Below are 21789 nucleotides of genomic sequence, written 5' to 3' on the forward strand. Positions count from 1 at the left end.
GTTTGTCTTCTATCACCTGCTTTCAGATCTCACTGCACATAATGCTGTGAAATGAGCTTGAGAAAAGCAATCGGTAGTTGGTGACATACTAATCAGCTTTCTCTCTACAAATTCCACAACACGTAAGTAAGTTTGAATCCGTTAGCGATGTTCCATTATTGATAATGTAGCATAACTTTTGTATAGTTGTCAATGGACAAGCTATGTTACATGATACATAATTGATAAGTGCTAATGGGTAATCTACTGGTCCCTTAGCATAAATCAATTGACTCTAACAAAGCACGTATGCTAGACTTGCATTAACCAAATATTTGATAGGACTATAATATATGGAAGAGAAAGAAACCCCATTACGCAGCATCCGTGAAGGGCTAGGCATATCTCAAGAAGCGCTAGCTCGCAGAACAAGTTTAACTACTGGGACATATCGGAGAGCAGAAAATGGGCTGCCAGTAAAATACAGCACAGCCCAGGAAATTTTACACGCTATTAATGGCATCTTAAAGGAACACGATAAACCAGAAGTCTCTCTTGAAGATATCGGTCTAACATTGATGTAGATACGGCAATTAAAGAAATAGGTACATCTACTAACCAGCGAGCAGAAAAAGGCGAACGTATTAGTCGTCTTATGAGATTGCGCATCTTAACGGAAGCGCCGGCTGTATACGCTTGTGACGGTGCATCTTACATGGAGTTGTTCAAGTAAAGCTAGCGATCACCCAGGGAGTAACGGCCTGGGTGACTGTAGGAGATACGAAGATGGATGACACGTATTTTGTACCACAAGATGGGTTTGTTATCTACGCTTTGCTTGATCCACGTAATGATGAGATTCGCTATGTAGGATTAACAAAAAATATAGCTATGCGCTTCTCATTCCACATGAGAGAGGCAGGGAATAATACTTCCAAAGGCATATGGTTAGGAGACTTGCAGAGACACAGTTTACAGCCAATTGTTAAGATTCTGGAAACATTAGGACCGCAAAGAAACCTAGCAGAAGATAGAGAAAAGTTCTGGATAAGGTCACTAGAGCAATCTGGTTGCAGTTATTAATATAGACAAGACAGAGCGAAACAATAGAGGGTTGTTGCGAAAAAATCAACATCCTCGTCTTGTGAGTAAGCAAGAAACAAAAACAGAGGCCTGCCTCTCGTTAGATAAGCTACGAATAAAAGCAGGACTTCATATCAATCAACTAACGTGACTTGCAAGAACCTCAGAGACAACGTACCGTAGAATTTTACGGGGTGAGCCTATTAGTAGCGATATAGCATATCGTATCCTACACGTGTTATCGCAACATCTAGGGTATACTGTTACTCCAAATAAGGTTAAAGATCTTAAAATATTATAAATGTCGTTATAAAAATCCTCCTGACAGAAACCGTCATTTGTCGCAAAATACGGTTAATATTTGTCAGGAGGCCATATGGAAACCTTAGATCAACTACGTAAGCGTGCGGGCTTGCAAGTCAAGGAACTAACAGAATTAGCTGATGTTTCAGAAACTTCCTATCGCAAGATGGTGAGGGGCGAAGCTGTAGGCGAAGTACTTGTTTATCGTGTATTGCGCGTGTTATCTGAACGCCTTAAACGTGAATTAACACCTGATAATGTGAGTGGGCTGAACCTTTTGTAGGTTTCGCTCATATTTGCAGCTAAATAGTACGAGCTACATGCACCAACTTTTTAGAGGTGGTGCATGTACAATCAGAAGTTAAAAATGTAAATTATGTCAAAACGTCTAAAATAGCGCGACAAAAAATATCAAATATATGCACTTGTCGACCCGAGAGATAACGCAATACGATATGTTGGCATGAGTGATGATGCTCAATATAGATTTTATCAACATTTACACTGTATAGGCATTGGTGAGTGTGAGAGGCAATGGATAAAGGAGCTGCAACAACTGAACTTTCTCCTACCCTCCAGATATTAGAGACGGTAGATCCAAATATCCAAGAGATTGCTTGTGAGAGAGAGAAATATTGGTTACAAGAAATGCTCAGCAGAGGCTATCATCTCTTCAACAACTCAGGAATCATCAAGAGTTACCCGCAACGTGATTTCTCTCCACGAGTTATGTCCAAAGTAAAGAGCTTCGTATTAAAGCCGCTTTGAACGTTTCTAACCTCTCAAGGCTGTCGGGCGTATCGTGTCCAACAATCGAGAAGATGGAAAAGAATAAACCAGTACGCGCCGATCTTGCATCTGCTATCTGCCGTGTATTATCGGAAAAGCTAGGTTATGAAGTCACCATAGAGAGTGCCGAAATTCAAACGCTCTGATGGTTGCTATAAAGACATAAAAGCAGCTAGTTGTAGTTTTACCTTACAACTAGCTGCTTTTATGTCATCTTGTGAGCATAGTAAGAGATATGCCAAATAACGATAATGGTGATCGAGGAAATGAGAGGAATACTTGCACGTAAAGTCCTTGGGAAGGCGGTGCTTCCTCCCTTGGTTGAAACGCAAGGGTACCCGCACCGCCGTGTTCATGAACACATAAGTAAAACCTAGGACCGCATTTTTCTCTGGGAGGAGATACTTCGTAAGAGTTGTAAACACACAAAGGTGGGTACTGATCTGTCAATTGTTGCAATGCAGTCGATACGGGCAACGCCACGCAGGGAGATAGTCTACAGTGCCTTGAGAGGTGCAGGCAAGTTACTCCTCTGGTAAGGCATCAGGGGCAAGACGCGCCACCCCCTCCATAATCACCTGTGAGATAATATCCGCCATCTCTTCTGACGACACCGTCGTCTCCTCCTGACTCCACTGGATCGCGGTTCCAAAGATCGCCCAGCCAACTACGCTGGCGGTCGTTTCCAGTGGCTCGTACATTCGTTTCTCTCCACCCTTTGCCTCCTTGAGCCACGTGAGGAGCAGTTCATTCAATTCCTCATGAATTGCATGTTCAACCATTGGAGCAAAAATCAGCGACTTTTGATGCTGGTGGTGATATTTCCCCTCAAAAAGGTTCAACATTGCCTGGATGAGCACGCGCAAGGTCTTTCTGTCCCAGCGACATTCGGGAGGAAGGACGCTTGCCAGTTGCTGGTGAAATTGCTCACGGACGACAGCATCTGCAAGCATATATTTATCTGTAAAGTGGAGATAAAAGGTCCCGCGATTGACATTGGCCCGCGCGGTTATCTCCTGGATACTCGTCGCCACAAAACATTTTTCTATCTCCCGCAGATTCCTCAGGGCCTCGCCCTTTTCTCGCACTACTTCTACAAACGCTTGCTGTAATACCTGGCGCGTTCGCTGGATACGCCGATCTTCGTGTCTCTTCGGGGTCGTCATATCCTCTGCTGCTGTCCCTTCTTTCTCAACAATCTCTCACTCGTGTTCAATTCTCAACAACGGCACAGTGATTGCTCATTGCTTGTTGTGCTATCAAACCCTAGTATTATAGGCGACGGTTGTAGAGATAAGCAACTGGCAGACTGTTTTGCACTTACTTCCCGAAAGGAGAACACCATGCAGCCATCTGTATCCTCGAACAACGAATATACCAGCCACTACACCACAGCTATTGATGCCCTCTGTGAGATCGCTCGCTCGTCCTTTTTTCTCGGTAGGTTAAGAGACGCCCTTCACGTGCTCGGTACGTCTCTCCACCTGATAGAAGGAGGCGAGGTAGCGCAAAAGGATCACCTCAAACTCTTGCTCCTCCATGGAAAGGTTCTCAACGTCGATCACCTTCTCTCTAGAGGCGACACCGATCTTCTGTTTTCGACCATCCTCCAGGCACAACAGATCGCCGAATCGGCTCAGGATGAGCAAGGACGAGCGTCCGCATTGAGTTTGTTCGGTCAGGCTCACTGCAACGCAACCACCATAGCCATAGTAAAGAGTGGTGCCCTACCGTTCGGCACGCAAGGTCAGGGGAAATACGAGCAAGCCCTCGCCTATCACCAGCAGGCCCTGGAACTTCAGGAAACGTTGCACGATACCCGAGGGATCAGCGAATCGTCCTTTGGCATCGGCCTGATCTATCAGTTTTGGCAGCAGAATGAGCTGGCTCGGGAACACTTTACCAAGGCCATCCAGGTTGCCGAAGAGTCCGGGTACGTGTTGGAACAGGCCGAACCCAATCGCCACCTGACTCTCGACGCCTTATTCAAAGGAGACTTGGATCAGGCGCTCACCTATGCACAGCGAGCGCTTTCCTTCCGGGAAGCAGCTGGCTTCAGACCCTACCAGCCATTCGATCACCTGACGCTCAGAGATATCTACCTCAAGAAAGGAGATACAGCTAGAGCGCATTTCCACCTGCAACAGGCGTCCGCTCTGGCTTCAGAGATGGGATTGGCAACGCTTGTATCTTCCGCGATCAGCTCAACAAATCTTCTGGAGGTTCAGAACGAAGAAGCGTAGGCGCGAGCCACATATGAAAAGCGCTTGCGCAAGAGTTACGGCACGCCTTTCCTCTGATCAGAGGAAAGGCGTGTCTCACCAAGCAGGAGAAGCGTTGATTACTGTACAGCTCGCTCTATCAACCTGACATTTTATGCTCTCTGCGATACCGTTGCCGAAACCGCTTTTGGATTCCTCGGGCCAGCCGCAAGCTATCCAGCTGATCAAGGGAGGGTTTGGCAACAGTATATTCTGAAACACCGCAAGAAAGCTCGTTAGTAATTTTCATGCGGAGTGGTGCGCTGCGCCAGCAGCGCATGACGTTTCGGACTCTCTCTCACCTCTCTGCTTTATTGAAACGGAAAGAAGATGATAGTATGGCAAGGCCCCATCATACTTTGGATAAGCTTTCTCTCCAAACCTTTGAACCTCTCTCAACCGCTTGCCTAACGTGTGGCAAGGCTGCTCATATCGCCTATCATACGCAACACACGATTACCACCCTCACGGGACGGTGTCGTCTGCACCTAGCAGTGCGCCGATGTACCTCTCCTGACTGTCCACGCTATCACCAGCCCTATCGGCCAGAAGCAGAAGGAGCATGGGCATTACCACATGGAGAATATGGATGAGGTGTGATTGCGCTCATCGGGTTTCTGCGCTATCGACACCATCAAAGTCTGGCAGAGATCCATCAGAGCCTAAAAGCCCAGGGCTCTCGATTGGCGAACGAACGGTGCTCAACCTCTTAGCACGGTATGAAGAGTTGGTGACGCTTCACACGACAGATCGAGAACGCCTCCAACCGCTTGTGTAGAAGCAGGGATCGCTCATTCTGGCAGTGGATGGCTTAAAGCCAGATGTTGGCCATGAAGTCCTCTGGGTCGTTCGTGATTGTGTCTCAGGTGAAATCCTGCTTGCTCGGCCTTTATTGAGCGAACGCGAGGCCGATCTGGTAGCGCTGCTCAAAGAAGTGCAAGAGGCGTTCTCTTTTGGCCCCTCGCGACTTGGAGCAGTGGCGAACGCTCAGAAAGCAGGTTGACTATCGGCATGAAGCTCGACGGGAACAGCATCGTTTCCGCAAAGACCCAGAACGCTATTTATATGTTCTGGAGGAACAGCTATCCCAGAGAAAAATGCAGTCCTAGGGTAAAACTGTTGAGAAACGCAGCGGAGTGCTGGTAGGAAGACAGAGAGAGGAGGCGCAATGGCGACGCAGAAACGGCATGTCGATCGGCGTGTCCAGCGTACACGTGAGGTGTTGCAGCAGGCGTTTAAGGACGTTATACGTGAAAAGGGCCATACGACGACGGGTATCCGAGGAACAGAAAAGGGCTTCCTCGCGCTGAATATTCAGGACGTGACGGAGCGGGCCAATGTCAATCGAGGCACCTTTTATCTGCATTTCGCGGATAAGTATATGCTGGCGGACGCCGTGGCGCGCGAGCAGTTTTGCCTGATGCTGACAGAGACGCTTCCTGTCACAGTTGCCTGGGACAGGAAATCCTTGCGGCTGCTGATCCTGGCTTTGCTGGAGAGCTTTGAGCAGAAGTACCACCATCAGCAGCATTCCTCACGTGTCCTGGCCCCACTCCTTGAACGGGCCACGCACGAGGAACTGACGCAACTGCTCTTCACCTGGCTCAAGCAGCGGAGGGGAGCGAGTGCCCAGGAGGCTACACGGCTAGAAACGACAGCCCGCATCGTCAACTGGTCGATCCTGGGGCCAGCGATCCAATGGAGCCAGGAGGAACTAGTACTGCCAAGGGAAGAGATGGCAGACGCCATTCTATTGATCATCATGAATGGGACGACTGGCTTCTAGATCGCTCGCTTACCAGGCTTCCAACAATGGTAGATTGTTGTGTTGCAGCCAGTATTTTACCTGCGCGCTCTGAGGGGCCTTTGCTTCTCTAAAGAGATGGTAGCTCTGGTTGCCGTAGTCGTGGGCGAGTGCTCTCTCCCCGTGTAGCGCATAGACCTGGGCCAGGCCGAAGAGAGCGCTGGCCATGTTGATCTGGTGACCGTCCGGGGCATTGGCTCGTGCCTGCTGATAGGCCTGGAGGGCCTCGCCTCTCTTGCCTTGCTTAAGGTAGATATCGCCCATGGCACAATAGATGCCACTGACGGTATCAGGATAAGGCTTGGCCTGGGCGATCTCTAAACCTTCTGTTAAATAGGCTAAGGCCTGGGCGTCATCTCCCCCACGCCTGATTTCAAGTAACCCCAGGTTTTGCAGGAGCACACTGGTCGCTTGCTGAAGCTGCATCTGACGTGCGTAGGTGAGGCTTTCCTGCCAGCGACTCTCAGCTTGCGCCAGGTCATCCTGACTGAAGGCCAGGTCTCCCAGGTCGAGGAGAAAGTGACAAATTTCCGCGCGGAGGCCGATCTGTTGTGCCAGCGCGAACCCTTCACTTAAAAGCTGCTCTGCCTCAGCGTAGCGGCCATGCGTAGTCATATAGACGCCCGCCGAGCCTAAGAGTGAGATGAGGGCTTCATGTTCTGAAAGCGTGCGTGCGATTTCGAGTCCTTCCTGAAAATAGTGCTCTGCCTGCGCTAGTTTACCCTGGTAATCTAAAATGACTGCCAGGAGTCTGAGTATGTGGCAGGTCGAAGTGACTGGTGGAAGATGGCGGCTGACTGCTAGCCCTTGCTGTAAGTAGGTTTCAGCTACGGCATACTCTCCCCTGATAATAGCGCTATGGCCCAGGCAGGAGAGCGCCGTAGCGACTATTTCATGCTGGGGATCATGCTTCTCCATTAGGGTGAGACAGGCCTGGGCATAGGTGTCAACGTCTGAATAATGGGCAAGAATGCGGGAGAGAGAGGCGAGGTGGCACAATACGCGAGCCTGGTTGATCTGCTCGTGTTCTTCTGTAAAAACGCTGCTCGCTTTGAGGAGGAGCTCTTGTGCCTGGGAGAACAGGCCGTGCTTCATGAAGAGAGGGGCGCTGTTAAGGACAGCGTGGGCGAACAAGGCATATGTCTCTGGCTCATAGGCGTACTCAAAGGCGGTACGTATATTTTCTATTTCCAGGTAAAGGGCATAGTGCCCATGGGTAGGGCTCTCAAGGAACTGGAAGAAATATTTGCTCAAACGATCTCTGGCCTGGCTTTCAGCAGAGTGCATGCGTGCATAGTCGATGATGCTTTGATGGAGTTGATAGCGTTCGTGCTCATGAACTTCCAATAATCCTACATCAACCAGGCGATCAAGCACTTCTGGCACTGTTGCTGTGACCGCGAGCGCCGCCTCCTCTGAGAAGGTATTGGGTTTGGGAGGGAAGAGTGCCAGGGCATAGAGCGCCTCGCGTTCTGTTTTCTCCAAAATGGAGATGCTCATCTCGATGACGGCTTGCAGACTGACGTCTGTCTCGTGGAGCGTGTCCGAGCCGAGCCTGGAGATTCGAATGCCAGGTTGGGTCAAACTCAAGCGGTGCTCAACCTGCTTGAGACGTGAGAGGGCTTGCTGGGTGCGACGAGATTGCTGGTGTCGTGTCTGTATTAGCAGGTAACTACCTATCAGGGTGAGCGCCAGGGGGAGCCCGCCGACAGCATGGGCGAGTTCTTGTATCTCTGTTTGTGCTGTGTTATGGAGGGTGGGGATCATATGCTGTAGTAGTTGCAGACTCTCCTGCTCATTTAATTCAGGAACCTGGATAACCTCACCTCCAAGCGTGTACGCGATTTCGGGTAAACGTGTTGTGAGGATGCAGGCGCTGTGCGTATTCCCGATGATGCAGTAGGTGGCCTCTGTTATATCCCAGACGTCATCGATGATAAAAAGCAGGCGCCGCCCTCCAATAAGAGCGTGCAGCCGCTGGGTCCAGTCTTGCAAGGTATGCAGTGAGCGACATTCCTGCTCATTGAGGGATAGGAGATTGCCCCATCGATTAAGCACCGTCAGTGCCTGTCCGCGAGGTCCGAGTCCGGCCCAGAGAATACCATCGGGAAACCAGGAGCGTATCTCTTCATGCGCGGCGAGCTCCATCGCGAGAGTGGTTTTTCCTACACCGGGAAGGCCATGCAGGACGAGGCGTGTGGAGCGGTGAGGGGAGGTTGGCTGTAAGAACTCTTTCAGGCGTTGTAAGAGGGCGTCTCTTCCCACAAGTGGGATATCACTGGTTAAGCGACTGGGGAGCATAGGATCATAGATTGTAGTGGAGAGAGGATGTCTGAGATGGGCCTGAACTGGCCTGAGCAGGCCTAATTCTTGCAAACTTTTTTTGAAGAGCTTGCAGAGCCTCTCCCCATAGTAGGAGCTTGGGGAGGATGCGCCATTCTCCCAGCGACTAATCATATAGGCGTGTGGTGCGCCAACGAGCGCGGCCACCTCCTGTTGTGATAAGTGATGTTCTAAACGTGCATTTTTTAGTAAGGTGTTGAATTGTGCCTGGTTGGTTTTCCTTCCACTCATCGAATTGCTCCTCTTATCTATCTTCTGAATCCTTTCTCCGACAGAAAATGTTTTTGCGGGGCTTTCCAATTCTCAGCAGTTGCGTCCCTCTTTCAAGGTGCTACAGGTGTGAAATGATAAGTCATGCTCAGTTTACTTTTAGGGTAGTATACAAAACATTCTATTGCCGGGGCAAAAACGAAGGGCTTATATAGTCATTTTGGGCGGATGTATGTGTTGCCATATGCGTAAATTATTTACAAAAAAGAGGCCATCTTTCTGGAAAATGACGGCAAAAAGATAAGTACTCGATATTATCTTTTTATGCTTCAGCTTGTAGAATATTTCTGGCGCCAAGATATGTACATGTAAATCTATTGTTTTTTGTTTTTGCGCAGTAGCACGAAAAGGAGCGTACATGCCGTACATGCCTACACGTCCTCCATTCTTCCCCTATGTGAGCAGGCGAATTGGTAAAGCGATGCTTATCGTGATTTTCGCGTTTATGCTCATGATATTTGCCACCTCACCAGCTTTTGCCTATCATCTCGAAGGTCCTAAATGGCATGGACAGCCAGCGAGTGGCTGTTGTGCGCACGTGAACGTGTACTTTAACGGTACTCTGTACATAGTTGATCAGACCCCCCTGCATAATGCTGTGAAAGCCTGGAATGGTAGCCCGGCCAATGTTCTCCTCTATGAGAAATCTGGTAGTTTGACGCTGAATGATACATATAATTCTTCCGTTGGTTGGGATGGGATTACCAATTATGCCTGGAGCACATCGAGTGGCCATGAGTACTTTACATACGCTCATATTTTGATCAATTTTTACTACACCATGAATTACAGCTCCGGCACTATTCAAGGAGTTGCTGTGCACGAACTGGGGCATGCACTAGGGTTGGCTCATACTAACGGGTGCGTCATCATGAACCCATACACCTCTTCACGCTGTGGCCTGACGACCCCTCAAACAGATGATGTCAATGGCATAAACGCCCTCTATTAGGCATGTGAAAGGAAAGACGTTAATGAAAAGAAGCCTCTCTTCCCTGTGTTTGCTCGCGGTCTGTGCGCTGTTCTCGCTCCTCGCCCTGGGAGGCTGCGGATCGGCATCAGATCAAGCGTCGGCAACCACGACATCCTCTAACACTACGCCCCAGATAGTCCACCTGGATATGAGTTGGAGCAAAAACTATCACACGCTCAAAGATCTCAAACAGGATGCCGGCGTCGTGGTCCATGGGACCATAACTCGTATCATTAATCAGGAGGTCGATAGCACAGGTATTCCCTACACCAACTTTGAATTTACGGTGTCGCATGTCGCGCATGATCCAGCCAAAAGCCTCACAAAAAATGCCGTGGTCGGGGGCGCGACCAGGATTACGATCCACCAGACGGGGGGCGTTGTGACACTCCGCATCGGTTGAAACCGAGCAGCTTCTGCCACTCTTCCGTAGTCGGCATTCTGAGTAGGTGAGGCGTAGCCTCTACTCGGTGTGACTGCCGTAGTGGGGGAGGAATAGCTCAGGGTCGCTCGTCCATCCAGAGCGTTCCCTGTTGCGCGGTGCCATGCACGTTGCGTTCTCCATGCCTAGCCTCAGAGATGGATGGTCCCTTTTGACATTTGGCGTCTTGGGAGAGAGCAACACCTGTCTCTTTCGAGACTCTGCCTGCACGTCGCACAGCAGTATGAGGCTTTTCTTTGAAGGGTTCTGCATAGCGCTCAAGCAAGCGCTGACCGATCTTGAGACTGGCATTGCGGTCGGCGTGTCCGCGCATCTGGCACTGTGGGCAGACGACCAGAGCAGCGCCGGGAGTATAGCCCGATTCTGGCTGTCCCTGCTTGTAGCGAATGACAGCGGCGTGGCAGCGATGACAGTGTCTGCTGGTATTGCGCGGATTGACCCGGCTGGTGATGATGCCACTTGCATTCCACGCCTTATATTTGCTGTAGCGGAAAATGCGCCCTTTCATCCAGTAGGCTCGCTTCGTATTGCCACGACGCGAATACTTCCCCTTTTCTGGCTGGAGATTGCCCAGGTGCTCAAAGACCAGGATGCTGGCCTGATGTTCCTTGGCGAACAGGACAATGCGAGCGCTGATCAGGTGCGCGATGTGTTCATCAAGATGGCGGATTTTGCGCCAGAGGTCGGCATTGTCCTGTTCATTCTCCGCCAGGATGCCAGTCTGTGATCGGTTGCGTGCAATGCGTCCAAGCAGCAACTTCCTAAAGCCCGCTATCTCTGTGCCATTTCCGATGAAGGAGGTGGCCAGGATGGTGCCTTCAACTGTCTGGATGCTGCATACGGCTATGTGCTGGTCGAGATTGAGATCGACCGCACAGATGCGGGTCTGGGGATTGGTCGTGATCTGCTGCTCAACGTTAGCGGGAGCAGCGAAGGTCTTTTCGATGGGAGTATGCAGCCACCACTGCTTTCCCCTGCGAACCAGGGAAGGGCTCCCCATCTGGAAACCTTCGGGGAGATCGCGTGAGAGCAGAGCAACCTTGAGCCAGGACCAACACGTCCCGGTCCAGACCTTGAGCAGGATGCAGTGATCACAGCGCTCTTTCCACTGGCTCGCGTAGAAGGGAACCGACTTGTTCCAGCTACGTGGTGGGACCGGTGGTCGCTCTCGGAACGGCTTCGACTTTTTGCCCTTGCGGGGCTTCTTTAATTCGTGTTTCTCCTTGCGCGCTCGCCATTTTTTGAGCGAGGAAAAGAAGGAGCGAGCAGAACCAAGCGCCGCATTGATGGCAGCACGACGAAACATGGCCGGGATATCTGGGGCGATGTCTGTGAGCGGCATGATGGGCGCCGGGTTTGCCTCTGTCGCATGGGTGAGTCTTTCCAGCGCCGTGAGGGCCTCTTTGTTTGTGAGAGCCAGGAGACCTTCATGAGCCTGGATACACTCGAAGTAGAAGGCGACGACACGGTTGAAGAGGGCCTGATTGGCCGCAAAGACTTCAGCATGCTGCGGCTGGTAGTGCAATGCCGATCGTATCGTGCTGATCGCCTTAGCCATGTCTGCTTCCTCCTTGCCCCGTGTGCTACTCCTGATACTGAGTATAACATGCCTGGAACATTTGTTCAATAAGCAAGGGCTAAAGCCCGGACACACCTTACCCCGCTCTCAAGAGACGGGGCTTGCGGTGGGCTCAAGCCCAAAATGTCATTGGCGGACCAACCGGGCGTTTTAAAGTCCAGAATGGGGCTGTCAGGCCAACGAGCAACGATGGAGTTCCTTTCTCTGGCTCTCAGGACGATTTCGATAAAAACCTACAAAATGCATAGCCAACAAGCAACGGCATAGGATTTCCTGTGGCATGTGCTACGTCAAAGCTCTGTTACAGAAGAAAAGGAGGGCATTCCCTTTGTATGTAGCGAAAGGGGATGCCCTCCTTGATTGGAAAGAGGGGAAATGCTCTAAACGATCCCCTCTCTCCGGCAGAGGTGGCGGACGTCGCAAGCCTTGCAGACGCCGGGGCGAGGGAGCTGCTGGATGGCAAAGTCTTGTCGCTGGATGTGCGTCACAACCTCTTCAACGTAGTCATTGGCCTCCTGGATGTGGGTAGGGGTATAGGGAATCTCCATGAGGGCATCTTTTTTGTGCTCCTCGGCGGTCCAGTAGAGGAAGAGGCGTCTGGGGGCCTGCCCGGTGCGCGCCTGGAGGGCGGAGGCGTACAGGTAGAGCTGTTGCTTGTAGAGTGCCAGGTAGTCCGTATCCTTCTCTGGCCGTTTGCTGGTCTTAAAGTCCATGATATCCAGGCCATGCGTGTCATGTAGAAGCAGGTCGATCTTGCCTGTGAGGATATAGCGCTCTTTCTCCACGCGAAACCTGTCTTCGGCGCCCGCGATCATTTTGAGCGTGCCCTGGTTTGTATGGACGTAGTTGAGGACCTGGTGCAGGGCTTTCTCATTCTGGCTGGTATCGCTGGGGTCCAGGCTGGTTGCCGTCAGAAAGCCCAGGGTGCGCTCGAAAATACGTGTAAGCTGTGTATCGTCGAGGTTCGTGTGTGGTTGCTCAAGGACCAGGCGGTGAATGTGCTCAAGGGTGTGGTGGACGATAAGGCCAGTGAAGGGCTCAGTCGCGCGCCGAGGGGCAAAGTTAAACTGGCGAAAGAACTGAAAGCGGCGTGGGCAGGTGGCGTAGAGCTGGATGTGCCCGGTAAAGCTATAGCGAGGCTTGAGCGCCGTGTGTGGTTCTGCCTCTGTACGTGGCATAAGACGTAGTCTATCACGGACATAGACGCTCTCAGGGGCGGTACGCCAGATAGTGGTGAACTCTACATGTGGCTGCCTTTTGGCGGTAAGGATGAGGAGGTGTTTGGCGCGTGAGAAGGCGACATAGTAGAGGCGGCGGAAGTCGAAGGTGGCGATCTTCTCTTCAGCTTCAAAGGGCTTACGGTGATAGAAGCCTTGCAGGTGTTTATTTTCATTCTTATACTCGTCCCTGGAGAGGGAAGAGGCCTTGTCGAGACGCCCCACGATCACGACGGGAAACTCCAGGCCCTTGGCCTGGTGAATCGTCATCATCTGTACATGGTCGGAGGGGAAGAGCAGGTTGGGATCCTCCGGTAGATTGGCCTCGTTTTCGTAGAGCAGGCAGAGAAAGGCGTGCATGAAGCGCGCACGGGCCTGTTCAAGCGCTGACATGTCGGGAGATATATCGCGATAATACCTGTGGAAGGTTGCCAGGTGCTGTGAAAAGGCCACCAGGTTGGCGCGCTGCATCTCGTTAGCGAGGAAGCCGGAGAATGCGGGGTGAAAGAGCAGAAGATAAAAGTAGTCGAGTAGTTGTTTGCCTGGTTGCTCCCTTACCTCTATGATGTGTGCCACCTCCTCTTTCAGGGACTGGAGGACCTGTACCAGCGTGGGGTGAGTGTGGAGTTGTTGCAAGCAAGCGCGGACGTAGCCTGGGAAGGCGCTATACTCCATAACAGTATCCTGGTGTATGCCATCATAATCGAGCAGATAGGCGAAGCAGGCAATGATCAAGCTGATCTCTTCTTGCTCGAAGTATTGTCTGGCGCGAGGACAATGTACCGCGATACCTCGTTTGTGAAAGGCCTCGATATAGGTTTCGCTCATGTAAGAGCGCACGCTATACAGCAGGAAGGCCACCTGGTTATAGTCCGAAATGCGCCCTTGCTCTTTAAGTGTGTAAATGAGCTCGGCCAGTTGTTCTGCCTCTTGCTCGACGTCTGCATCCTGAAGTGTCAGGACAGATGGATAGTCGGAGAAGGTTGCCTGTGGATCGGCCTGAATGATCTTTTCCGTGCGCGAGAGCCTATCGTGCTCGTCATTTCTCCAATCAAGTGTTCGCATCCAGCGATTATAGAAATCGATGATCTGCGGATGGGAGCGGTAGTTCGTCGTCAGATGGTATTGGACGCAGGCGCCAGCGAACTCGCTCCTGGCGGTGAATTCCAGGATGTTGCGTACGGTGGCGCCACGGAAGCGGTAGAGGGCCTGGTCTTCATCTCCCACCACAACCAGATTGTAGTTTTCTGTGGCGCGTGCGAGCGTGAGCAGAATTTGCTCCTGAATGTAGTTGGTATCCTGATATTCGTCGACAAGAATGTAGCGTAGGCCCTGGATGATCTCTGGTCGCCTCTGCAGCAGGTTATAGGCGCATTTCTGCAGGTGGGCAAAGTCCACGCGGTTGGTCTTTGTGAGAAGCTGCTGGTAATTCTTATAGGCATAAGTCAGGGCATAGAGGAATTTATCGCGCTCGCTGGTGGGGCGCGGAAATTGCTTGACATAGTCTTTGAGTTGCTCAAAGATCAGCTCCTCTGTGATCTTATCGAAGTATTTGCCCAGGTATTTGGCGACCTGCCAGTGGTTACCCCACAGGTTCACAAAAAAGGGGAGTGTCTGTCCGTGACAGATGTCTGTTAGATGCTCAAAGATCAGGAGTGGCTGGGTGAACTGATTGAGGATTTCATAGTCATTGCCCAGCGGGGTATGGTGGAGATGCTCCTCGACCAGGCGGTTGCAGAGGCCATGGATGGTATCAATTTTGAGCTGTGAGAGGTCCGCTCGATAGTCAACCGCTTTGGCGATACCTGCCAGGCGATCCTGCATCTCGAGAGCGGCCTTCTCGGTATAGGTGCAGAGGACCAGTTGGGAGGGCGTGGCCTCTCCCGAGAGGAGTAAATTCATCGCCAGCAGGGTAAGGCTATGAGTTTTACCAGAGCCTGGACCAGCGATGACCAGCAGCGGCCCCTCTTTGTGGGAGATGATGGCTTGCTGCTCTTCGTTCATGCGCCCATGATAGAGCGCATGCAGTTGAGGATGAATCATGACACTTCCACCTTCCATTTATAATAGTGTGCTCACTATAATGGTGAAAAAGGTGGGTGTCAATATAAAAGCGTATTAGTAGGCAATTTGGCTGATAGAGGATTCAAGAAGAAAAGCAGCATGGAAGAATGCAAGGTAAGGACGTGGCGGTGGACCAGCTCCACTGGTCCACCGCCACGTCCTTACCTTTGACATCTATCAGGCGAGCTGGTGTTCGATGGCGTAGCGGGTGGCGGCGGTACGTGATGAGACGGACAGCTTGCTGTAGATAGAGGTCAGGTGCCAGTTCACGGTGCGCCGGCTGATGATAAGCTTCTCCGCCACCTGGGCATCGGTCAGGCCCTGGGCGACCAGGCGGAGGATATCTACTTCGCGGGCGGTAAGCCCGGCGGGATAAGGTGCTGGTTCGTCCGCTGGGGGCTGGATGGCTGCGCCTTGCTCCGTGTGTCTGGTGGATTGTTCCGCGCCCGAACTCTTTGCCGCGAGCAGCTCACCGGCGTATTTCTTCTCCCCTAAGTGCGTGCGTATGCTTTGCACCAACTGCTCATACTCTGCGCGCTCAGCGCTATTCATATGGATGCTGACATCTATCTTTACTATGGCCGTGCCTAGCAGACGGGCGGCTTGCTGGAAGCGATCCTCGGCGGCGGCAATTTTCGCCAGGGCGATGAGGTGCCAGCCCGCCTGGATCGCATTGCCTATCTCTTCGGCCATGGTCAAGCCTTCCTGATAGGCGGCAGTGGCCTGCTGCCTATCTCCTTGTAACATGTAGACGTCGCCCAGGCTATGCAGGGCGATCGTTACAAACGTTTTGTCGCCCAGCTCGCGGAAAAGGGTTAGTGCCTCCTGTGCCAGGGCGGAGGCCTCGGTGAGGTTGCGCTCCTGGATGGCGAGATATCCCAGGTTCTGGACCGCCGTCGCGATGAGGGCTTTATCATCCAGGGTGCGTGCGAGTGTGAGGCTCTCTCGCGTGAGTTTGGCGGCCTGAGTGAGATCGCCCTGGCGCATGGCGATTGCCGATAAAGTGGAATAGGTCATGGCGGCGAGAGAGAAATCTCCGAGCTGTTGGGCGAGCTTGAGGCCCTCTTCTGTATAGGCCGCTGCCTCAGTCAGCGCGCCCAGACCCCAGGCAATACGGCCCAGTTTGCGTAGCAGGTGGGCAAGCTCCCAGCGCAGGTCGAAGGTACGGCAGAGGTGCTCACTCTCCTCTAAGAGGGGACGAGCCGCCTCAGTCTCCCCCTGGATATGGAGCAGCATGCCCGCTGCTCCCAGGGCGCTGGCGAGTTCGCTTTTGTGGTCTAAGCTGCGGCAGAGAGCGATGCACTCCTCGAAGCGGGCGCGGGCTACGGCATAGTCATCCTGATAGTAAGCCAGGTCTCCGGCGCTGTAGAGGACAGTCGCGCGTGTGGCGGAGGGCTGCTCGGCGCGTGGAAGCACCAGCGCGGCCTCCAGCCAGCGGCGTCCCTCATTCCAATGACCGCGCAGGTGCCAGAACCAGCCCAACGCGGCACAGAAGCTTAGCATAAGCTCGATCTCTTCCTGCTCAATTAACCAGCCCAGGGCGGCGCGGATATTCTCCTGCTCCTGGGTCAGGCGCCTCATCCATACAAGCTGTTGCGCGCCCTTGAGGTGAGGCTCGGCCTCCTGTGCCAGCTTGAGATAGTGTAGAGCATGAGCACGCCGGGCTGGCTCCAGTTCACCCTGCTCACGCAGGCGCTCCTGGCCGTATTCACGTAGCGTCTCGAGCATGGAGATACGCGACTCGCCCTGTTGCTCGATTTGTAGGAGCAGGCTCTTATCGAGCAGCTCGCCAACGAGTTGTAAGATCACAGATGTTTTGTTATGTAAGGGCCTGGCAATGGCTTCGATTGTTTCCAGCGAGCAGCCACCCGTAAAGGCCGAGAGGTAGCGAAAGAGCTGTTGCTCTTCATCGTTTAAGAGATCATAACTCCAGGCGATAGTGGCCTCCAGCGTGCGCTGCCTGCCTGGTGCATCCAGGACGTTGTGAATCAGAAGCGAGAAGCGCTGCTCCATGCGATTGAGGAGCGCCTGTGGTGGAAGGAGTTTGACACGCGACGCCGCCAGCTCGATGGCCAGGGGCAAGCCGTCCAGTCGCCTACAGATCTCCGCGATAGCTGGCGCATTCTCATTCGTCAATTTGAAATGTGGCCGAATGGCCTGGGCGCGCTGGAGAAAGAGGGCTACGGCAGCGTTGTGGGCCAGCGTGTCGAGAGGAGGGAGCTGTTCGCTCTCTGGTGTCGCGAGTGGAGGAACCTGGTACTCATACTCGCACTGTAGATGGAGCACGGCGCGGCTAGTGACCAGGAGTTTGAGTTGGGGACAGACCGTGAGTAATTCTACTAGCAGGGGCGCGGCGGCAGAGACATGCTCGAAGTTGTCCAATACGAGCAAGAGCTGCCTGGTCGAGATGACCCCCTTGACTTGCTCGGAGAGTTGCTGTTCGGCCAGCTCCTGAATACCCAGTTCCTGGGCGATAGCGGGCAGGACGAAAGAGGAATCGCTGAGCATGGCCAGCGAGACAAAGCAGATCCCATCCGCGAAGTCATTCTGGAGAGAGGACGCTACCTCTATGGACAGGCGAGTCTTGCCTACCCCGCCGGTGCCTAGAAGCGTTAGTAAGCGCACTTCTGGACGTTGTAGCAACGCTGTGACCATCGCCAGGTCTTGCTCACGCCCGATGAGGGGCGTAAAGGTAACGGGGAGCTTCCAGAGATGCTCTGAATGTTGGTGGTTTTCGCGTTGTAGGCTTTGAGGTGGGTGGTGTTGTCCTCTCTGTGTGCTTTCGTCAGGCGTGATGCGATCAATCATTGGAGCCTCCCTCGTATCACTTTTTGGACGCCATGCATGTCCTGTCGTGAAGTGAACGAGGGGAATGAGGCCTAATTGCACACGAATAATTAACTAACGCCATGCATAAGTTTTGCCTGGCCCATTGCGCCAGCGGCGCTTATCTATTGAGTATGGTGCAGGTTTGCAATTGGCGGCGCTTATCTATCAAGTGTGGTGCAGGTTGGCAATCGGCGGCTGCCAACCTGCACCACACTCCCCTCCTCAGACGCGAGGAGTCACAACAAAAGTCGTACTTGAGTCAGTACCCTACGGCTAAAGCCGAGGGCTTGGAGTTGTGTCTGAACTCCACCGCAATTCAGCATACCTTTTCAGGCGTGCTGCTTTGGCTTCATCGTCCGACACATCAGGGCGTACTGACAAGAGGCCCGTTCCTATCCAGTCTTGCCGGATAAGAAGCGTTCGCATCGCAATATTCCTAGCGCCAACCAGATCGGCATGGAGCGTGTACTGACAATTCTGACAGACGAAGAGCAGGCCCTTGTGTGGACGATTCTCTTTGCAGGCGTGCCCACATTTGGGGCAGGCCTGCGAGGTAAAGTTGGCATCCACCTTGATCGCCATACTTCGATGCAAGAGCGCTTTATAGGCGATCATACTGTGCAACTCAGAAAAAGCCCATTTGGAGAAGGTACGATTGGCTTTTCGCTGTTTGGTACTGGCTCGCTTGCCTTTCCGTCGTTTGGTCTGCTCGCGAATGTCTGTCAGATGCTCCAGTCCAATCAAGCTTTGAGGATATTGCTTCACAATCCGTTTACTCACGACATGATTGCAGTTTGCTTTCAACCGTCTCTCTCGTCCACTGATGGCAACGAGTTTTCTCGTTGCAGAACGAGTGCCTTTCTTTTGCAGACGCTTTCTCAGTCGTGCAGAGTGATGGGATCTAGCAACAATGGAGGGGTCAGCATGGAAGGTGCAATCGCCTTGCATTGTCGCCGTGACGGCAAGGTATCGCATCCCCACATCCACGCCAACGACTTGCTTGTGTGTTTCGGGGATAGGATCAGCCATCTCCACGTCCAGGGAGACAAGGAGGTAAAATTGCTTCTTGGCTTTGTCATACCAGAGTTTCGATGCGCCAATCTCCGTACCACGCTGGATCAATGCCACATGCTTATTGTAGCCAGTATAGGGCACAACGATACGTCCATCGAGCGTGAGAAGGCTCACGTGCTGCTCTTTCTTGAACGTGTAGTCTTTCTTATACTGGTAGGTCAACGTGGGAGAGAGAAACGTAGGAGCCTGATCAAGCCCTTTATACCGTTTCTTGGTGAGACCTGCCTTACGATGAGCAGCATTGTTCTTCACCTTTGTCCATAAGCCTTTATAGGTGGCACCAACTTGGCGAGGAACAGAACAGGCCATTTGCGAAGGGAGATGAAAACGGAGGCGGATCTCATCGTAGGTGGCATCTTGCAAACGAATAGCATTACTCAACTTGCCATTCGCAAAGGCGTACTGGCTCACATAGTTGAGAGCATCACGATACGCCAGTTGCGTTGTACGTAATGCCTTGAATTGCTCGGGCGTTGTATTCAATTTAAGTTTCGCTGTCAATACCGTTTTCATACTCTGAATTACATCATAGTTTCATCTACCTGTAAATAATACATGAGCAGATGAAAGCATGCCTACGGCGTATTCCACCCAAGCCACCGACAAAGGAACGTCGCATTCCTCCCCATGCCTGAAAGGGCAGGGGCATCCTGCGGCGTGTTCGGTGAATTAGAATGAGGTAATGGTGGAGGATTTTATAACAAGAAAGGGCTTCTCAAGAACCTTGGCCGGGACAAAATTGCCGGAGTCAGGTCGATGGTAGAGCAAGAGGGAGATCTCTCCGTTGGCATTCTGTTCCACTTTGACATGGCTCGTGTTAACCTGGATTTCGTTGCCTGCGAGAGAGATGATCACCTTGTGACAGACCGGGCAGGTATATTCGGCGCCAAACAAGCCGGTCAACTGGGCTTTTTCCTGGCCAAGCATGGGAACGTCCTGTGGATTGAGGGAGTCGTTTGTGGTCATGCCGTACTCTCTTTCTACTGTAAAGAACAGTCTTAAACATTGATTTTATCTTTTAAATCGTTAAGCGTCAATGGAGTTTGAAATGAGCGTATTTTATTTGCAGGCCACCCATTGCAGGATCTCGTCAGTAGTACTGGTAAAGTTGCCGGTAATCTGGCGTATATATTGATTTTGTTTGGGGTCAAGCTGGGCCAACTGGGATGCTGTGGGCACGCGATGGTTGGCGTCGGCGTTCTGGGGGCGTGGCTCCCAGGATGAGCGTTGAACGCGAGCGGCGCACTCCGCCTCGCCAGGCAGAGCTGAGCCAGGGGACAGCATGCCCATCATAAAATTGCGCAATGCGGGGACCCCTGGCTTTAGACCTGACACTTACACACAAATCATGAAGGATGGAGACGAGCGGCGAGATGAACGCCCTCCAAGACGTCCATGACCCGCATCCATCCTTTCCATAAGGTCTGCCATCCTGGTGGTCCATCACTCTTCCGGTCGAGGTAACCTCCCAGACGGGCAATCGCGCGCCACAAGTGCTCGGCCGTCACAATGTTGCGGTGACGGTGATCCAACAAGATCACGGCCTGGATAGCCTCTTGAGAAACCACATTCCCCGCAGGGATCTCGGTGGCTTGCTGTGCCGCTTGTCGTATCAGCAACAGGCGCAAGGCAATGGGAGTGAGGATGGCTAACAGGTTCCATTGGGCCTGCATGCTTTGCAGATTGTGCTGCTCCATCCGACAGCCAGTTTTGAGTGCCTTGTGGAAGTCCTCCAGTAGCCAACGCCAGCCATACCATTGCACCACCTCCCATGCCTCGCTTGGGCAAGTGATCGGCAGCGTGGTCAACACGATCCATTCTAACGGTTCTTGCCCTTCGGGTGGGGACGGTTCCCAAACCCGGACGACCCAGGCGACAATCTCCGTTTTGCGCAAACAGGCTCCGTTCACAGGTGGCTGGACTCGCACCTTTTGAAAATTCATCTGTAAGAGTGCTTCTCGCTTGGGCTGAGCATGCTGGGCAGGAATGTGCACCAGATGGGCATCTACGCCAGGGAGGGCACGAGCCAGGGCCTTGAGATGCCCTTCGTCGAGCCTTGCTTGCGCATCCCCTTGGGAAATCTCCACGTTACGATCCTGGGCCACTCGCAACACAAAATCATACTCTAGATCCTCACACGTCTGCCAAAACGTGTAGACATCGCTGCCGCTATCGCTTACATAGACCCATTGATGATGCTCAGGCACTCGCCCGATCTGCCGCACGCTCTCTTCCCAGACGTGGGATTCTCGCTCTCTCTTTTTGCGCTCCGCCTTGGTTTCCCCAACGGGAGCAAGCTGACGAATGAAGGGTGAGAGCGTCATACATCCTAAGATCTGCTGGTTGTGCGGATTCATTGCAAGCACGGTGTGTAAACTGAAGCCAATATCTTTTTTGCTGTTGCCCATCGGCCCTCGTCCTTTGAGTGCATGATGGGTCGAAAAGTCAAACTCGGTCGTGTCTGCCAGCAGCAGGGTGCAAAAGTGTTGGGTTGCCTCGCCGTAGACCTGGCTCCAGTGGGGAGCCAGGATATCCTGATAGGTGATGGCGTCCAGATTCAGCAGGCGATAGGCCCCCTGCGTTTCGCCCCAGGTCTGCAACGCATGAGGCAAGGAACCCGATGGGGTTGTTGCCAACGCGCTGGAGACCTTGAGCAAACGATCTGTGCGTCGTGGATCCCCCAATTCTGCTGCTCCGAAGGTCTGGGCGGCCCATTCGTCGGCATGCTGCAAAGGTTCTTGTTCCATGAGCCTTCCTCCTTGGCTTTTTCACGCTTTTC

Annotated in this window: 17 protein-coding genes and 1 pseudogene; 9 read left to right on the forward strand and 9 right to left on the reverse strand. The window is 52.5% G+C overall.

Annotated features, from left to right (window positions below):
• The first annotated feature begins 332 nt into the window (after positions 1 to 332).
• The 4 genes from KTE_RS21235 to KTE_RS49680 all read left to right on the forward strand — a co-directional run bounded on the left by KTE_RS21235 (position 333) and on the right by KTE_RS49680 (position 2300).
• Complete coding sequence (locus KTE_RS21235) at positions 333 to 563, forward strand: helix-turn-helix transcriptional regulator (protein ID WP_201384403.1); 231 nt, start codon at positions 333 to 335, stop codon at positions 561 to 563.
• A 202-nt stretch (positions 564 to 765) separates the two neighbouring features.
• On the forward strand, positions 766 to 1062 hold the full coding sequence (locus KTE_RS21240; RefSeq protein ID WP_201384405.1) for a GIY-YIG nuclease family protein: 297 nt from the start codon (positions 766 to 768) through the stop codon (positions 1060 to 1062).
• Positions 1063 to 1438: 376 nt separating this feature from the next.
• On the forward strand, positions 1439 to 1648 hold the full coding sequence (locus KTE_RS21245) for a hypothetical protein (protein WP_201370108.1): 210 nt from the start codon (positions 1439 to 1441) through the stop codon (positions 1646 to 1648).
• Positions 1649 to 2117: 469 nt separating this feature from the next.
• Positions 2118 to 2300 (forward strand): helix-turn-helix domain-containing protein, encoded by a 183-nt coding sequence (locus tag KTE_RS49680; RefSeq protein WP_374226819.1) that lies wholly within the window; start codon positions 2118 to 2120, stop codon positions 2298 to 2300.
• Between the two features lie 378 nt (positions 2301 to 2678).
• Here KTE_RS49680 and KTE_RS21255 read toward each other — a convergent pair whose 3' ends face one another.
• Positions 2679 to 3320 (reverse strand): TetR/AcrR family transcriptional regulator, encoded by a 642-nt coding sequence (locus tag KTE_RS21255; RefSeq protein ID WP_201384409.1) that lies wholly within the window; start codon positions 3318 to 3320, stop codon positions 2679 to 2681.
• 177 nt (positions 3321 to 3497) lie between these two features.
• Here KTE_RS21255 and KTE_RS21260 point away from each other — a divergent pair, with 177 nt between their 5' ends.
• From KTE_RS21260 to KTE_RS21270, 3 genes and pseudogenes are all read left to right on the forward strand, one after another.
• The gene (locus KTE_RS21260; RefSeq protein ID WP_201384411.1) at positions 3498 to 4397 is read left to right on the forward strand and encodes a lipopolysaccharide assembly protein LapB; all 900 of its coding nucleotides are present in this window, start codon (positions 3498 to 3500) and stop codon (positions 4395 to 4397) included.
• Positions 4398 to 4753: 356 nt separating this feature from the next.
• Positions 4754 to 5358, forward strand: a pseudogene (locus tag KTE_RS47630) (ISNCY family transposase); the annotation flags it as partial.
• Positions 5359 to 5583: 225 nt separating this feature from the next.
• Complete coding sequence (locus tag KTE_RS21270) at positions 5584 to 6201, forward strand: TetR/AcrR family transcriptional regulator (RefSeq protein ID WP_201384415.1); 618 nt, start codon at positions 5584 to 5586, stop codon at positions 6199 to 6201.
• Positions 6202 to 6210: 9 nt separating this feature from the next.
• On the opposite strand, the gene KTE_RS21275 is transcribed toward KTE_RS21270, so the two are convergent.
• On the reverse strand, positions 6211 to 8793 hold the full coding sequence (locus KTE_RS21275) for a tetratricopeptide repeat protein (protein ID WP_201384417.1): 2583 nt from the start codon (positions 8791 to 8793) through the stop codon (positions 6211 to 6213).
• Between the two features lie 406 nt (positions 8794 to 9199).
• Here KTE_RS21275 and KTE_RS21280 point away from each other — a divergent pair, with 406 nt between their 5' ends.
• Complete coding sequence (locus KTE_RS21280) at positions 9200 to 9784, forward strand: matrixin family metalloprotease (RefSeq protein ID WP_201384419.1); 585 nt, start codon at positions 9200 to 9202, stop codon at positions 9782 to 9784.
• 22 nt (positions 9785 to 9806) lie between these two features.
• Positions 9807 to 10208, forward strand: a complete 402-nt coding sequence (locus KTE_RS21285; RefSeq protein WP_201384421.1) for a hypothetical protein — start codon at positions 9807 to 9809, stop codon at positions 10206 to 10208.
• A 97-nt stretch (positions 10209 to 10305) separates the two neighbouring features.
• Here KTE_RS21285 and KTE_RS21290 read toward each other — a convergent pair whose 3' ends face one another.
• From KTE_RS21290 to KTE_RS21320, 7 genes are all read right to left on the reverse strand, one after another.
• Positions 10306 to 11805 carry a zinc ribbon domain-containing protein gene (locus KTE_RS21290; RefSeq protein WP_201384423.1) on the reverse strand — a complete coding sequence of 500 codons (1500 nt, stop codon included), beginning with the start codon at positions 11803 to 11805 and terminating at the stop codon, positions 10306 to 10308.
• Positions 11806 to 12206: 401 nt separating this feature from the next.
• Positions 12207 to 15086, reverse strand: coding sequence for an ATP-dependent DNA helicase (locus KTE_RS21295; protein WP_201384425.1), 2880 nt, complete (start codon positions 15084 to 15086; stop codon positions 12207 to 12209).
• A 198-nt stretch (positions 15087 to 15284) separates the two neighbouring features.
• Positions 15285 to 17915 (reverse strand): tetratricopeptide repeat protein, encoded by a 2631-nt coding sequence (locus tag KTE_RS21300; protein ID WP_201384427.1) that lies wholly within the window; start codon positions 17913 to 17915, stop codon positions 15285 to 15287.
• Between the two features lie 294 nt (positions 17916 to 18209).
• Entirely contained in the window at positions 18210 to 19523 is a 1314-nt protein-coding gene (locus KTE_RS21305) for an RNA-guided endonuclease TnpB family protein (protein WP_201384429.1), read from the reverse strand.
• 156 nt (positions 19524 to 19679) lie between these two features.
• Positions 19680 to 19976, reverse strand: a complete 297-nt coding sequence (locus tag KTE_RS21310) for a hypothetical protein (RefSeq protein ID WP_201384431.1) — start codon at positions 19974 to 19976, stop codon at positions 19680 to 19682.
• Positions 19977 to 20069: 93 nt separating this feature from the next.
• A complete protein-coding gene (locus KTE_RS21315; RefSeq protein ID WP_201384433.1) occupies positions 20070 to 20315 on the reverse strand; it encodes a hypothetical protein in 246 nt (81 codons plus the stop codon).
• A gap of 41 nt (positions 20316 to 20356) precedes the next feature.
• The gene (locus KTE_RS21320; protein ID WP_201378659.1) at positions 20357 to 21757 is read right to left on the reverse strand and encodes an IS4 family transposase; all 1401 of its coding nucleotides are present in this window, start codon (positions 21755 to 21757) and stop codon (positions 20357 to 20359) included.
• Positions 21758 to 21789 lie beyond the last annotated feature (32 nt).

Source organism: Ktedonobacter sp. SOSP1-85 (genome assembly GCF_016587415.1).
Taxonomy (GTDB): Bacteria; Chloroflexota; Ktedonobacteria; order Ktedonobacterales; family Ktedonobacteraceae; genus Ktedonobacter.

Excerpts from the sequence above, each read along its gene's own strand:
- KTE_RS21300 (WP_201384427.1), bottom strand. The coding sequence starts at position 17,915 with ATGATTGATCGCATCACGCCTGACGAAAGCACACAGAGAGGACAACAC.
- KTE_RS21285 (WP_201384421.1), top strand. The coding sequence starts at position 9,807 with ATGAAAAGAAGCCTCTCTTCCCTGTGTTTGCTCGCGGTCTGTGCGCTG.
- KTE_RS21275 (WP_201384417.1), bottom strand. The coding sequence starts at position 8,793 with ATGAGTGGAAGGAAAACCAACCAGGCACAATTCAACACCTTACTAAAA.
- KTE_RS21320 (WP_201378659.1), bottom strand. The coding sequence starts at position 21,757 with ATGGAACAAGAACCTTTGCAGCATGCCGACGAATGGGCCGCCCAGACC.
- KTE_RS21255 (WP_201384409.1), bottom strand. The coding sequence starts at position 3,320 with ATGACGACCCCGAAGAGACACGAAGATCGGCGTATCCAGCGAACGCGC.
- KTE_RS21270 (WP_201384415.1), top strand. The coding sequence starts at position 5,584 with ATGGCGACGCAGAAACGGCATGTCGATCGGCGTGTCCAGCGTACACGT.
- KTE_RS21295 (WP_201384425.1), bottom strand. The coding sequence starts at position 15,086 with ATGATTCATCCTCAACTGCATGCGCTCTATCATGGGCGCATGAACGAA.
- KTE_RS21310 (WP_201384431.1), bottom strand. The coding sequence starts at position 19,976 with ATGACCACAAACGACTCCCTCAATCCACAGGACGTTCCCATGCTTGGC.
- KTE_RS21235 (WP_201384403.1), top strand. The coding sequence starts at position 333 with ATGGAAGAGAAAGAAACCCCATTACGCAGCATCCGTGAAGGGCTAGGC.
- KTE_RS21240 (WP_201384405.1), top strand. The coding sequence starts at position 766 with ATGGATGACACGTATTTTGTACCACAAGATGGGTTTGTTATCTACGCT.
- KTE_RS21280 (WP_201384419.1), top strand. The coding sequence starts at position 9,200 with ATGCCTACACGTCCTCCATTCTTCCCCTATGTGAGCAGGCGAATTGGT.
- KTE_RS21245 (WP_201370108.1), top strand. The coding sequence starts at position 1,439 with ATGGAAACCTTAGATCAACTACGTAAGCGTGCGGGCTTGCAAGTCAAG.
- KTE_RS21260 (WP_201384411.1), top strand. The coding sequence starts at position 3,498 with ATGCAGCCATCTGTATCCTCGAACAACGAATATACCAGCCACTACACC.
- KTE_RS21305 (WP_201384429.1), bottom strand. The coding sequence starts at position 19,523 with ATGAAAACGGTATTGACAGCGAAACTTAAATTGAATACAACGCCCGAG.
- KTE_RS21290 (WP_201384423.1), bottom strand. The coding sequence starts at position 11,805 with ATGGCTAAGGCGATCAGCACGATACGATCGGCATTGCACTACCAGCCG.